General features: G+C 51.0%; 14 protein-coding genes. 7 read left to right on the top strand and 7 right to left on the bottom strand.

All coding sequences use genetic code 11. The features are described 5' to 3' along the window. Positions 1 to 274 precede the first annotated feature (274 nt). Complete coding sequence (locus tag VGA08_01870; GenBank protein ID HEX9679343.1) at positions 275 to 625, top strand: hypothetical protein; 351 nt, start codon at positions 275 to 277, stop codon at positions 623 to 625. 624 nt (positions 626 to 1,249) lie between these two features. Here VGA08_01870 and VGA08_01865 read toward each other — a convergent pair. Both VGA08_01865 and VGA08_01860 read right to left on the bottom strand, forming a co-directional pair. Beyond that, complete coding sequence (locus tag VGA08_01865; GenBank protein ID HEX9679342.1) at positions 1,250 to 2,203, bottom strand: class F sortase; 954 nt, start codon at positions 2,201 to 2,203, stop codon at positions 1,250 to 1,252. A 4-nt stretch (positions 2,204 to 2,207) separates the two neighbouring features. Continuing rightward, complete coding sequence (locus VGA08_01860) at positions 2,208 to 2,933, bottom strand: hypothetical protein (protein HEX9679341.1); 726 nt, start codon at positions 2,931 to 2,933, stop codon at positions 2,208 to 2,210. A gap of 408 nt (positions 2,934 to 3,341) precedes the next feature. Here VGA08_01860 and VGA08_01855 point away from each other — a divergent pair, with 408 nt between their 5' ends. The 6 genes from VGA08_01855 (at position 3,342) to VGA08_01830 (ending at position 7,624) form a co-directional block, all read left to right on the top strand. After that, the gene (locus VGA08_01855; protein ID HEX9679340.1) at positions 3,342 to 3,530 is read left to right on the top strand and encodes an AbrB/MazE/SpoVT family DNA-binding domain-containing protein; all 189 of its coding nucleotides are present in this window, start codon (positions 3,342 to 3,344) and stop codon (positions 3,528 to 3,530) included. Between the two features lie 115 nt (positions 3,531 to 3,645). Then, positions 3,646 to 4,365: a M15 family metallopeptidase gene (locus VGA08_01850; protein ID HEX9679339.1), complete on the top strand. Its 720-nt coding sequence runs from the start codon at positions 3,646 to 3,648 to the stop codon at positions 4,363 to 4,365. A gap of 205 nt (positions 4,366 to 4,570) precedes the next feature. Next, complete coding sequence (locus tag VGA08_01845) at positions 4,571 to 5,113, top strand: hypothetical protein (protein ID HEX9679338.1); 543 nt, start codon at positions 4,571 to 4,573, stop codon at positions 5,111 to 5,113. Positions 5,114 to 5,164: 51 nt separating this feature from the next. Next, the gene (locus VGA08_01840; protein ID HEX9679337.1) at positions 5,165 to 5,500 is read left to right on the top strand and encodes a YciI family protein; all 336 of its coding nucleotides are present in this window, start codon (positions 5,165 to 5,167) and stop codon (positions 5,498 to 5,500) included. Positions 5,501 to 5,547: 47 nt separating this feature from the next. After that, a complete protein-coding gene (locus VGA08_01835; protein HEX9679336.1) occupies positions 5,548 to 6,108 on the top strand; it encodes a hypothetical protein in 561 nt (186 codons plus the stop codon). A gap of 469 nt (positions 6,109 to 6,577) precedes the next feature. Continuing rightward, entirely contained in the window at positions 6,578 to 7,624 is a 1,047-nt protein-coding gene (locus VGA08_01830) for a DNA recombination protein RmuC (protein HEX9679335.1), read from the top strand. 47 nt (positions 7,625 to 7,671) lie between these two features. Here the strand turns inward: VGA08_01830 and VGA08_01825 are convergent, their stop codons facing one another. From VGA08_01825 to VGA08_01805, 5 genes are all read right to left on the bottom strand, one after another. Then, positions 7,672 to 9,243 carry an Ig-like domain-containing protein gene (locus VGA08_01825; GenBank protein ID HEX9679334.1) on the bottom strand — a complete coding sequence of 524 codons (1,572 nt, stop codon included), beginning with the start codon at positions 9,241 to 9,243 and terminating at the stop codon, positions 7,672 to 7,674. A 22-nt stretch (positions 9,244 to 9,265) separates the two neighbouring features. Next, positions 9,266 to 10,192 carry a hypothetical protein gene (locus VGA08_01820; GenBank protein HEX9679333.1) on the bottom strand — a complete coding sequence of 309 codons (927 nt, stop codon included), beginning with the start codon at positions 10,190 to 10,192 and terminating at the stop codon, positions 9,266 to 9,268. Positions 10,193 to 10,268: 76 nt separating this feature from the next. After that, a complete protein-coding gene (locus VGA08_01815; GenBank protein HEX9679332.1) occupies positions 10,269 to 11,336 on the bottom strand; it encodes a hypothetical protein in 1,068 nt (355 codons plus the stop codon). Between the two features lie 102 nt (positions 11,337 to 11,438). Continuing rightward, complete coding sequence (locus tag VGA08_01810) at positions 11,439 to 12,515, bottom strand: hypothetical protein (protein HEX9679331.1); 1,077 nt, start codon at positions 12,513 to 12,515, stop codon at positions 11,439 to 11,441. Between the two features lie 130 nt (positions 12,516 to 12,645). Continuing rightward, the coding region (locus VGA08_01805) for a hypothetical protein (GenBank protein HEX9679330.1) at positions 12,646 to 13,610 on the bottom strand (965 nt) is incomplete at its 5' end.

Raw genomic sequence — 13,610 nt, 5'->3', positions numbered from 1 at the left:
CTCTGGAGCAGGAGATCGAAGGTTCGAATCCTTCCTCCCCAGCCATACTTCACCAAGGCTTCGTAGTGGCAGGCCAGTCAGGAGGAAACATACGTTACGTTTATATACTGCTCAGCAAACCTGGCAACCGTTTTTACGTGGTAACTATACCCTCAAGACAAGTACAGAAAAAGCCGGTGTTCCTTTGCTGTAAGTTAGATAACTATATACCTCTGTAATTTATGTTATAATTGTTGCCCCTTGAGCAATTTATGATAATAATAGGCAGGAAAGTATGCGACATAGTCTCAAGTATCGTCTAGCACAGTTCATGCGAAGTTATGGATATAACTTCGCCGAGGCAACACGCCCCGAGATTGTAGAGATGAAAGAGGAAATGGCTAAACTTAAGAACGGCGCTATTAACTTTGATATTAAGGGTTACCCAAATGGTTCTTGGGTAGCAAAATCTACTAACGTCAAAGGTATTATCACTGGCGGTACTGATTTAAGAGAGATTGATGGATACTTAAAAGACGCTACTTTTACTTACTACGGAGTTCCACCTCAGTTTGCAAATGACAGTATGCTTAGAAATACTGGGGAACCAGTTAAGTCTAAGCAAAATGTAGTTATTAGTACTTAGCAAATGGTTAGTCTCACAGATGTTACCCAGGCAAAATGGGTTACTGCGTGTAGGAGACTTAAGCTCCTAGTTGATAAGAAAAAAGGTAAGGGTAGCCATTTTCGTATCATCAATACCGCTACTGGGCACGCCACAACTCTACCCCATAAGTGCCATAAGTATATAAGTATAGAGATTTATAAAACTTTATTAGAATGGGGCTTCACAGAAGACGAAATTGATAAGGCTTTGAGATGAGCAAGAAACTATTCAAACGACTGATTAAACGGGCTTCGTTGCCAGTTCCAAAAGAACAGGACAAACAGCGACATCCCGATAGTTATAACGGAAAACAAACTCGTTCACGTAGTGCTGAAGGTACTTCGGAGAAACCACGTGATAAGTCCCGTCAATTGAACGCTTCATCTGGCTCCAAAAACTCTCGATAGAGTTGGTGTGGACATCCCCGTTTACGTACTCTTTCTTTAAGTGCTTGACGGTCTGGTGGTAGAAGTTCTGCTTAGCTCTTTTGTAAATAACTCTATCATCTGTGTGGAGGTCTGACCCTTGGATTTCATGACACTGGAGAAGCCAGAGAATTCTGTATTGAAGATATTCTTCCAGTAAAGTGCCCCAAATCGTGGGTTAGTTGATAAGTTTGGCGAAAACGACTGTGTTGTGGCTATAGTTGCCGGTTGTTAAGCTGAAACTGCCGCCACAGGTAATCAGCCGCAAGCCAGCGTAGTCTAGCCGGCCGTAGACTTGCTTAGTGGGAAAATCATCTTGGGAAAATTGTTCAATGGATTGAACTCGAAACACCGCAATAGTGCCGTTCTTACGACTGACATTGATTTTGTCGCCCGGCACCAGCTCGTGCAGGCGGGCAAAAACCGATGGGCCCAGATAGGTATCAACATGGCCGACAATGACGGCTGGACCGATTTCACCCGGGCTTGGGCCGGGCTTAAACCAACCAGTAACCGATTCGAACAAACCAGGTGTTTCAATAGTGCCGTCGTCGTTAAGACCGACTGGTTTAATTGGGTAGTCAATGCCAACGGACTTGGCTATAAGACGAACTGGCATGGAGCGGTCGAGGCTAACCGGTTTAACACCAGTTGGCGACGGCTCTTTAAGCGGCAGTGCGTAGGCAGGACTAGGCAACAATTCGGGCGGCTGGGGTAGCGCTCCGCCAAAATACAGTAAACCCATAATACCGAGTGCCATAATAAGCATAGAGCCTGGCCGCAAAGCCAGGCCATGCTTGGAAAATTGGGCCGGAGATAGCTTTATTAGACCAAGGACGAGCTCTTTATAGCCGAAGCCGCGTACCGGAAGAATAAGTTGGCGATTCCGTTTTGAGCGCGAATTCGGATTGGTGCGGAAACGGCGAAAGTTGAGCAAAAATGCTTGGCGATGGCCAAATCCGATGTACAACTTTTGGCTTCTAGGGCGATTAGCGCGGGAGGGCAGTTTAGAGGCGACTGCTCGCCTAAACGCCAGCAATGGCGGCCGGACAAAAACCAGCCGCCACCACTTAACAACCTTTTGTTCGGTTGCGTTTATCACTTGGGCTGTCCTTACCCACCGAATTGGCATAGTTTTATTGGGTTTGTTTACGGACTAAAGCGGCGCCGGTAGCCAATGTAGCGACCGAAGCAATCAAGCCAAGCAATGCTACGCCGCCAGCACCGGCGTCAACTGCGCCTTTAGGCGTATCTTCTTCAGCTAAGACCTCGCCATCTTCTTCTGGTTCTTCACACTCGGGCGTGGCATCGTAAACAATTTGCTCATCAATTTCAATTACCACTTCCGTGTCGAGCTCGACGTATTCAATGACAGTTTGGCCGCTTCCAACCACAACCTCTTCCTCATTTAGGAAGGCGCTGCCGCTAACATCGCCAAAGTTAGTGAAAGTGACTTGTACAACAGTTTCCTCACGCACCTCAGTGCAAACAACCTCAAACACGATATTCGGCTGTTCACCGCCAGTACTCGGAACACAGTCGCTTTTCCAAGTTTCCTCTCCGGCAGGCCAGTTGAGGCCATCGGTTACACCGGGAACTGGAGGAATTATATCACCCCATGTATCGCCTTGTTGGTGAACAGTTGGATCAAAGACTGGACCAGTATGATGGCTATGATCATTGTTGCCTTCTCCGTCGACAGCTGACAGGCTGACCTCTATTGAATTATAGGGGTTAACAACTGAGGCCGTACGGTGACAAATTCTTACTTTTTCCGGTTGAGTTGCCTGAGCGGCGTTAGATGGATTCAATCCCAACATGGCAACCATCATAACCACAGCAACTAATAGTTTCCTCAGCATACAAGTCCTCCTAATTAATTTCACAATTTATTAAACACCCTAAGTTTACACTAGTCAATAAATATTATATAATAGTTATGCTTACTTTTTCAGATATCCAATTACTGAACTTATTTGATTGATAATCAAACAACAGTAGACGGGACTTTTTACGCTCAAACAGCCCTCGTTTCGTTATTATCCGCTAATTCGCTCAGCACCGGTTTTACCAGAGTTGGTTGCCAGTTAATGCTTGGGTTTTAGTTATTTGTCAGAGTCTTTTATGCTTAGGACTGTTTGAACCGCCAACTGGAGGGTGAGTTCCGCAGGCCAGTTGACAAATTGGCGAGACTCATTTTATACAATTTATTGCCCTGGTTACGTAAAATATTACGTAATACATTGCTTAAGTTCTGTTAGCATAAGACCATGCCAACAAGAAAAGCTGAAGACAGCAGCATCAGGAAGCTCACCAGGGTCGGCCAAGGCAGCCTGGCCGTTACTATACCGGTGGCCATCGTCAACAAACTAAACTTGCGCGAGCGCCAAAAAGTCGTCGTTCGTGAGCGCGGTGGCGTGATCACTGTCAAGGATTGGGAAAAGCCAAACAAAACCTGATTAATTTATAGGTTCTGACATTGGGCCGAGAGTTTTTTGTACTTTGCCGGCAAAAGTATCAAAGCAAGTTAGAGTTTTGCCGAAATTTACGCTGGATCGGCCTATAATTAGAGACGTGAAGAAGATAATTATCGGGCTGGCAGCGGTTTTGGTGTTAGCCGGCGGTTATGCGGCCTATCAGGCGTTAAACCAAGCTGACGAACCTGAAGCGGCGACCAACAACAATCTTAACGAAGCCGAGTTTGACAAGTCCTTATACTCGCTGGACCAGCCCGGCAGCCTGTGGTGGGTTGTCAACAAACAGCGGTTTATACCGGGTGATTACTTACCGGCCGATTTAACCTCGCCAGATATCAAATTGCGCTGGGCGGCCGACGCTGAGTCGATGCAGGTCAGGGAGGTTATCCGTAGTGATCTGGAAGCCATGGTTAGAGCCGCTAGGCAGGCCGGACATGAGTTGATGCTGGTCAGCGCCTACCGCTCATTTGCCTATCAAAAACAGTTATACGACAACTATGTCAAGGCTTACGGCGAGGACGAAGCCAGCCGGTTTAGCGCCAAACCGGGTACCAGCGAGCACCAGACCGGGCTGGCGATAGATCTTGGCCGGACCGATGGCAAATGCGAGATTGAGCAGTGTTTTGGCGACACGGCCGAAGGACGGTGGTTAGCGAGCAATGCCGCTAAATACGGTTTTATTGTGCGATATCAAAAAGGCCGCGAAGCGGTTACCGGTTATCAATACGAGCCGTGGCATTTTAGATATGTCGGCCGTGAGTTGGCGGCCGAAATCAAACAAACCGGACTGACCATGGAGGAATACTTTGGCCTCTGATAGATATTGGTTCAAGCGCCGCCGCTATATGGTTGGGGCTCTGGATAACCGTTAGCTGGCAGGGTTGGCTGGGGCGGGGGCGGTCCACGTACTGGTCGTTATTGTCGCGGCCATGATGCTCTTGGGCGGGGAGGCCCAAAACGCCGGAGTCTAGTGAAGCCGGTTAAGCTTGGCAGGTTGACATTTTAGCTATAATATAGTTTCAATGGAAATACCTGAACTCGATATTTATATCACCAGGCACGCCGAGTACGAAACCATCGACTTGGCTGATGGCGGCAAAAGATACCTTGATGTGTTGACTTTAAGAGGAATTACCCAAGCCGTAGATATGGGGGTGCTTTTAATGAATGGCGGTTTGCTGCCGGACGAGGTTTATTACGCTAGCTATCCCCCGGCGGCTAGAACCGCCCTGGAGATTTCCAAAGGAGCAAAAATTTATACCAGCGCGATCAGTTACGGCCAACCTCAGCCGAGGGATAATCTTTATAACTGGATGAATCAAACTTTGAAACGGCCCCATGAAGATAAGCAAAGAATTCCCCGGGTTTTGATCGTTTCCACGCCGGCTGAGATTGATAGGGCAGTTGAACGAGTTACCGGTCTAAATATCGGGCTGCTAAGCGAGATCGAGGCGGGCTGTATTGTCATTTTAAGACGTGTCCTCGGAGCGCTGAGTTTGGAGGGTTGGATTAAGCCTAGTCAATTTAAGATTCCCATCGTGATGGAAAGATTTGAAAAGCTTTAGTTGGTTTAAGACTTAGGCTAAGATAGGCTTAGAACTAATTGGAGGGGAGTCATGACAAAGTACATGTTGCTGTATAAAGGAGCCGCCACACCAACTGAGGACATGAGTGAGGACCAGGGAAAAGAAGTGATGGCCAAATGGCAAACCTGGATGGAAAAAGTCGGCGGCGCGCTGGTTGATGTCGGTGCCCCCATAACGCCCAACGCTGGCGTGGATAAAGTGGATGACGGTTCAACCGGCAGTTTGACAGCGCTTAGTGGATATTCGATTATTGAGGCCGACGATCTAGAGGCAGCCAAGGCACTAGTGGACGGCCACCCGTTTTTAAGCGAAGGACAAGGTAATTTCAGCGTTGAGGTTCAAGAACTTCAACCGGCCCCATTTTAAGCCGACATTGACTTTAGGTTGAGGCTTATGCTTGAATCGGGGTGATTATGCCTGGCAAAACCGAAATAAAATTCTACCAGACTAACGCCCAACACATCAGCCGCCTGCATTTTCTTTATATCGCCGCCTACATCGGCTCGATTGTGGTGTTTGATATGTGGAACTTAATCGCCCGTGAAGCGGTTGGCCAGCGGTGGATGGCGGCAGCTCTATTGTTGCTAGCCAATACGATTGGCTGGTACGTGGCCCGGATGAAGCTGCCAAACCCGGGTTTTTATAAATCGATTGTACTAACTCTGATTACGTTTGACGTATTATTTGTGGCCACTAATGTCTATTGGGAAAGAGGCATGGCCAGCCTAGCGGTTGCCCAATTTGCGGTGCCACTGTTGTTAGCCGCTAGTCTAAAAAGCCGAGGGGCGCTGCTGGGTACCGCCACCTTATGCGCCGGTGCCTATAGCGTCAGTGCCGTTCGGTATTTCTTTGATAACTACGGCGAGGGCTATCGGGTCCAGTTATACGGCACGGTCGGTTTTCATGTAGCGTTATTTTTTGTGCTGGCCTGGCTGCTTATTAGTGTCGTCAGACCCGACAACCGAAAACCATAACAACTCTTGTGCCGTTTCACTTGCTTGGTGAGAAAGTGGGGGATTGATTATATATTGATAATGTAGTATAATTTTGGCCTCCGAATGGGAATGGTGAACTCATTCGTGACGTACCTTCGGTGTGGAAATGGGTTTTTTTGGGTTTTAGTTTTGGTTTTTTAAGTGTCGGATCGGCCAATTTGGTCTTAAACACTTCAAAACCGCAACTTAACCCTCTAGCAGTGTCCGCGCTTAACTTCTTTGAAGCAGCGGACGCTCAAGTTCGTCTTCTGATGAAGTTTTAGTAGCGGCCAAAAGGCAATGGGAGTTGGCGATAAGTCAACATTAACTCCATACCTCGCTCTAGTAACTTCGTCCCCTCCTAAAACCTCGCAACCCACCTCCACACCACACCTTCACTTCCTTAAGTAGTGGTCTTAAGCTGACGAGTCTAGATCTAAGACGAAAAGTGAATGATATGATTAGAGCCATGGAACAAACCTGGCTATTAGTGGCGATTACGGTGCAAGCCGTTTTGCTGTTTGGGGTTATCGCCTACTTTATGCGCCGGGGCGATAACGACGGCCGCTTGAACCGGTTAGACGACTCGCTTGATAAATTGACCGACAGTTTGAATAAACAGCTGGGCGAAAATCAAAAAATGATGGTAGACAACATCCATAAGCAATTTTCCCAAAGCGCCAAATTAATTACCGATGTGACTAAGAATCTGACCGAGCTGAAAGAAACCAACAAGCAAGTGGTTAATGTAACCGACGAGCTAAAGACGTTGCAAAATATCCTGCAAAACCCCAAGCAACGCGGGGTCTTGGGCGAGTACTACCTGCAAACCGTGTTAGAAAACGTCTTACCGCCGGAGCGTTTTTCGATGCAGTATCGATTTAAGGACGGCAGTGTGGTGGACGCGGCGATTTTTCTGGATAAAAACAAAGTACTGCCGATCGATTCCAAGTTTTCTTTGGAAAATTACAACCGCTTGATCGAGGAAAAGGACAGCTTACGGCGGGCAGCGCTGGTCAAACAGTTTAAGATCGATCTGAAAAATCGGATCGACGAGACGGCCAAATATATCCGGCCAAATGAAAACACCATGGATTTTGCTTTTATGTTTATCCCCAGCGAGGCGATCTATTATGACTTGCTGATCAATAAAGTCGGGGAGGCCGGCACTAGTTCGCGGGATTTGGTGGAGTATGCCTTTAGAGACAAGAATGTCATCATCGTCAGCCCAACCAGCTTCATGGCCTATTTGCAAACCGTCATGCAGGGTTTGAGAAGCTTGCAAATCGAAGAACGGGCCAAAGAGATCCAAAAAGGGGTGGGCCAGCTCGGTCGGCATATCGGCGCGTTTGATAACTTCATGCAGAAGCTGGGCAATAGTTTAGGCACCACCGTCAATCATTTTAATTCGGCGCACAAAGAGCTCGGCAAGATTGATAAAGACGTCGTTAAAATCGCCGATGCCGACCCGTCGATTGAGCCATTGTTATTAGACAAACCCGAGACCGACGAATAACACCCGGTCGGACTTACAAAGTTATGTCTAATTTTTAAAGCCAGGCATCACTCTTGGTACCAGCCGCCCTTTGATCCCCGTTTTTTAACTGGTTTTGGCTTGGCGACGACCGGTTTTGGCTCCTCAGCCTGAGCCAGCCGTGGGCGGGGCAGGCCTCCGGGCCAACGCAGCTTTAGCCTAGAACTGAGCCTCAGCTTGCCGTCGTATGGGCCGCGGTACAGTCCGTAAACGACGGCGCCGCCGGTTGGGATAATTAACAGCGCCCATAGATTCAGAGCGCCCTGGCCGACCTCGGCCGAAAAGTATTGGGTTTGCAAGCAACCTTGGGCGTCGGTGAAAGTGATCGAGCCGTTGTACTGACCCGACTGCTTATAAATGTGGTGCAGTTTGAGGGCGTCGTGGCTGACTAACGTCAGGTGTTCGATGGTGGCGTCGCCCCAATCGATTAAAGCGTCAAAATTAACCGCTCCGATAATATTATGCAGTTCCAAGTCCAGTCCGGCCCCTTTTCTGATGCCAAAAAAACGGTACTGGGCAAGGTTAAAGTTGAGGCTGCAAACACAGCTTTGGATTACGACCTCGTCGGTTTCGGCCAGCACTAACCGGTTGGCGTTGGCCGTTTGTCCGGTGTTAGTGTCGTCACAAAAAGCCAGCGGCCCGATATAACGGATTTGGACGCCGGGACTAAGCTCGCTGCAGTTCTGGTTAAAACAGGACTTGGCTCTGATGGTTTGGAGCTGGCGCTGCATGGTAAAAATAAATGACCACTCGCCAAACGCATTGGTGAAAACCGAGCCTTCTAGTTGGTCGTCGACGTACAGTTCGATCTGAGTGTTGATCGGGCCGGTTCCCCGGACCGTCACCGCCCGGGAGTTGGTAGAAAACTGATCGACCGGTTCGATAATTTGGGGGATAGTCAATTCCGGTCGCCGGGGCAGTGGGCCCGAGCCGTCGCCAACGGTAGTGAATAAGTATTTTTGCGTCTTGGGCGAGAGCTGGCCGTTTTTACTCGACAAGGCATCATAGGTATGAGAGCCGACGTAGTAATTTTCGGTATCGGCGATGACATACCAATTGCCCCGCTGGTCAGCCTGGGCCGCCAGCGTGAAATTATTGTTAATAACGACGTTGACTAGCGATTGCGGGCAGGTCGTGCCGCGGAAAATTAAAAAGCTACCTAAAGCCACCGGCTCCGGTTCGTGCTCGATTGTAGTCGGCAGCAGCAGGTTCAAGGCAGTGTTACTTTGCGAGCTGAGGCTGATGTTCTGGGTAATAATACTCGACGTCCGGCCATTGACATCATCGTAGTAGATCCGGATGTTGTGCAGACCGGCGGAATCGTTGTCGATGACAATTTTTTTAGAAAACTGGCCGCTGTTACCGGCGATGGCGGTGCCGACTGAAGTATTATTGTCGAACAGCTGGACAAAAGCGTTCGGGCTGGAGCAGCCGCTGACAGTTAAAGTTGTGTCGGGTACGCCGACCTTGATGGGCGTACCCGGCGCCTCGGTCGGCACACCGCTGGGGACCGGTACGGGGGTTTGGGCCCAAACCGTACCCCAACTAAGCAATAGCTGGCTAATAAGGGCCAAGGCCAGTCGAATTCGTCTGGCAGTCATATTTGAGGTTTAAAAGTTTATTTTACTTTCCAGCCAAGGCGCGTCCAGCCGCCGCCAGCCGCCGCCTAAACTTAATCAGCGCAAACACTAGCAGTATAACAGATATAATGGCCGGGATAATAACCTTATAAGGGAAGATAATAAACGAGGCCGAGGCGGTTTCGAGCGTGTTGTCAGTCCCAAATACAATCGACAGATCAGCCGTGTAGCGGCCGAGGCCGAAGCCCGGATTCCACTCGTTTACTAATTTGCGGATTGTACCCGGCAGCACGTTCTTTTCTTCAAGATTGATCTTAGTCACTTCGTTGCCGAACATATTTTTGATGCTGATATTGCCGCTAGGCTTGAAGTGGACATTGCCCTGGTTCTCGACTCGGGTGTTGAGAACTACCGGGCCGGATTCCCAAAAACCCTTGGCGGCGGCAAAATCGATGATTTTGGCCGATTTGACGATATCGCCGGCCACGCTGACTAAAATTAACGGTCCGGCTTCCTGACTGACAGCGGCGCCGGTGGTATCGATGGCTACCGGCTCGGTTTTGACGATAACGGAGCCGAAGTGTCCGCCCGGTTCCGCCGATGACGGCACGGCTATCTCAAAGGAGAACGTCTGGGATCCACGGGCCGGTATGGTAACGGCCGCCGGGTCGACTGTGATCCAGCTGGCCAAGCTAAAACCGGTTTCTTCTTCGGTTAGGTTGACGGCGCCTTCTTCACCCTCGGCGGTGAAGTTTTTCGGGCCGGCGGTCAAAGCTAGATCCCGGTCGGTGCCGTTGACGATGCGAAAACTATTTTTGATGGAATCGCCCGGATTGGCACTAAGTTCAAACACCGTAGGGCTGACGCTAATCGTGACCTGGTTAGCTTGTTGAGCCAGCCCGACAGCAGCCAAAACAAGACTTAGGACAACTGCAACCGGAGCCCACCATTTAGTCTGGCTTAATATCATAAATTACCCTCATACGATTTAGCTGAAATTATAGGTGATGTGTTGGCTTGATACAAGCTGTCTTGTCTACGGCCAATCAATAGGTGGCCAAGATGGTATAGACGATAGTCGTTTGGTAAGAGCCGGCGCCGGTCGAGGCGGCGATGCCGACCTGCTGGCCGACGCGAGTGGTTTCGGTACCGATGGGAGCGGCGGCGTTGAAAACCACTTCTTCGTTGAAGGTGTTAAACCCGGCCCACTTGTTGCCGCCTGAGCTGGTAAAGCGATCGGGAGAGCCACCGGAAAGAGTAGAGTCTTCGGTCGTATAGCCCCAAGCTTCCGTGCCAGCGGCCGGGAAGGCGGTTGGCGCGGCGTTGCTGCCGCCGTGCGGCACAATCGAGCTGCCTCCGGTTGCTTGCAGGTTGCCAGTCTGGCGGATATAAACGCTGTAACCGCCGGCGGCGTTAGAAGAGACTTCTAAATCATGAGCCGACAAACCGTTGCTGGCGGTAGTCATCGTGCCGAAATCGATGCCGCTGCCGGTTGAAGCGACCGAGGTAGTGGCGCCGTTGACAGTTTGGCCGGTGCCGACGGCGTTGCAGGCAAAAGTCAACGTCGGGCCCAGGGACAGGCTGACCAGCTCGCCGTCTCTATAAATAAAGGCCACAACGGCTTGGTCGACGGCGGTGGCACAACCGACGTCGGAGTAAGTTTCAAAAATGCCGTAGTAAGCTACGGCCTCGCTGTTGCCGTTTATAATACCGCCAAACACAACATTACCGCTGGCGGCGGGGACTTCGCCGGCGGCATTGGTCAGTACTAGTAGCCCATTAATGCTGTCGTCATATGTCCAGCTGCCGATGGTGATCAAGCTGGAGCTATCGAGCGTCGATGAGGTGGAGTCGAGTCCGTTGGGGGTGGTGCCACCGCCGTCGGCCTGGGTGTTAAAGGCTAAGTGGATACATCGGATAGTGTTACCGCCGCCACTAAACCCACTGGCGTCAAAAGTGTAACTGCTAGTAACAGCCGTTCTCGGATCGCTTAAGGATAACGAGGTTGATGTCAAACTGGCAGCCTGCAGCGGGAGGTTGCTCAAAAGCAAACCCGCCACCGCGCCGACAACAAATAATATATGTGCTCGGACAAGAGACGACTTACGCCCCATAACCTGCCTTACTTATCGTAAGCAGTATAAATAAAAAACGCCCGAGCGTAAATCCCGAGCGTTTTTATTTGGCCCAAACTGGACTAGAAAGGTGCAAACAACTTAGTAAGTGGCGACAATCGTGTAGACGATGGTTGTGGTGTAGGTACCGGCTTCGGTGGTGGATGCCACGCCGACCTGGTGTCCTACGTTGGTTTGGTCAGTACCAGCCGATGCGGCGGTATTGTCCATAACTGGCTGATTGCTTGTAGTGAAACCAGCCCACTTGTTGCCACCGGTGCTGGTGAACCGATCACCGGTACCACCGGTGAGGGTTGAATCCTCAGTTGTATAGCCCCAAGATTCGGTGCCGGCTGCCGGAAAAGCAGTTGGCGCCGCGTTGGTGCCTGTGTGGTTGGTGATTGTATCGCTGGCGACGTTTGCCAAGTTCCCGGTGTGACGGGTGTAGACGACATAGCCGCCGGATGCGTTGGTTGTAACATCGAGTCGATGAGCCGAAACTCCGTTAGCCGAGCTGGTGACAGAGTTGCCAAAGTCAATGCCCGACGCGCCGGAAACAACGGTGGTGTTAGGGCCATTGTTGACACTAACGCCGGTACCGACAGAGTTGCAAGTAAAGGTCAGGGTCGGATCAATGGTCAGTGTGACCAACTCACCGTCCCGGTATACGAAAGCCACAGCCACGCTATCGAGACCAGTCGAACAGCCGGTATCGGAATAGGTGTTGAACACGCCGTAATAGGTCGTGCTTTCCGTATCACCGTTGTCGACGCCAGTGAAGACCAAAGTTCCGCCGTTGGCGGGGGTTTCACCGGTAGCGTAAGTTAGCTCGAGTACACCATTGGTCGTAAAATCATCCGTCCAGTTGGCTTCGGTGATCATCGTACCGCTGGAGTCAAGCGTCGCGCCAGTAGTATCGATACCGCTGGGTGCGCTTCCGCCGCCATCAGCCTGGGTATTGAGGCTGAGCACAATACATTGGGCCGAGGCCGAAAAGCCTGAGGCGGTGAAGGTGTAAGTTGCTGTTTGCGTTGTCCGCGGATCACTCAGACTCAGCGATGCGCTGGTGAGCGAGGCCGCGTAAGCCGATAGCAGGTTGCCGGTTACAATGGCAACCGCCGCGGCCGCTGTTACAAGCGAACGCAAAGATTTGCGTACTGCAAGGAGTTGTGGTGGCATAGTTTCTCCTAAAGATTTAAGTTGTTAGTTGTTGTTTGTTTTTGGTTACGGCGGCCAAAGACCGTCAAAAACACCCTAACTTATAGCAGAATGACCCCTCTTAGACAAACCGCTTGTGGATAAAATGTGGCTACCGGCGACGCGATTTATCACGAAGTTCACGGCTGCGCACCACGTCATCCAGACGGTCGGCTTTGGTCGTCAGCCTGGCTGGCTCGGTGTCGTCTTTTGATAACTTTATCCGGCGGCGCCGGGTTAGGCGGCGGAGGTAAGACCAGCCGGTTCTTAACGCCACGCCCAAGCCGGCGGCCAATACAACCATTATCCAAACGGCCGGCCAAACGATAATCATGCCGCTGGTATGTTCCTCGCTCCGGCTGGGCGAGCCGTAGCTGATATTGAAGACCGCCCGGTAGATACCGGGCTGGGTCGGCCGCCAAGTAGTGGTCAAACTGGCGCGGGTACCAGGGATGACCAACTTGGGGGTAAAAGTCAGCCTGTCGACCTCATGGCCGCTTAGCTGGCGCAGCGAGACGGTGGCCGTGGGCAGCAAATGGACGTTGCCCTGATTGGTGAATTCTAGGCCAAACGAGCGGTCTTGGCGGCGGCTGATCAACCCGGTCGAGCGATAAGCTATGCTGGCTTGTTCGGTGATGTTACCCGGAACGGTCAAAAACAACAGGCTAGCCACCTCTGGGCTGGCCACGGTCTGGGAATCACCGCCTTGCGGCGAATTGATGGCTCTAAAGATCACGCTGGCATAGTGACCGCCCGGGCCGGCGTCGACTGGCGGTGTAATCCGGATTTGGATGGTCTGCGATTCGCCGGGAGCCAGAACTAGCTCGGTTTGGTCGGCTGTGATCCAGGCGGAAGCGTCGTAGCGTCGGCGCAGAGCTTCATCGCTAATCGGATCGACCGGAGCTAGTGCCCGGAAATCGACCGTTACTGGCAAAGCGATATCGGCGATATTGGTAATCGTTATGTCTTTGACTGTCAACTGGCCGCCAGCAACGACTGTGTCAGAAATAGCCGGAACGACAGACAACCCGATCGGGGCGTTAGCTTGCCCCCCCAACCGCCCCGGGATCAGGGCAA

Source organism: Candidatus Saccharimonadales bacterium (assembly GCA_036397795.1).
Taxonomy (GTDB): Bacteria; Patescibacteriota; Saccharimonadia; order Saccharimonadales; family DASWIF01; genus DASWIF01.
This window is presented reverse-complemented; position numbering and strand designations above follow the sequence as displayed.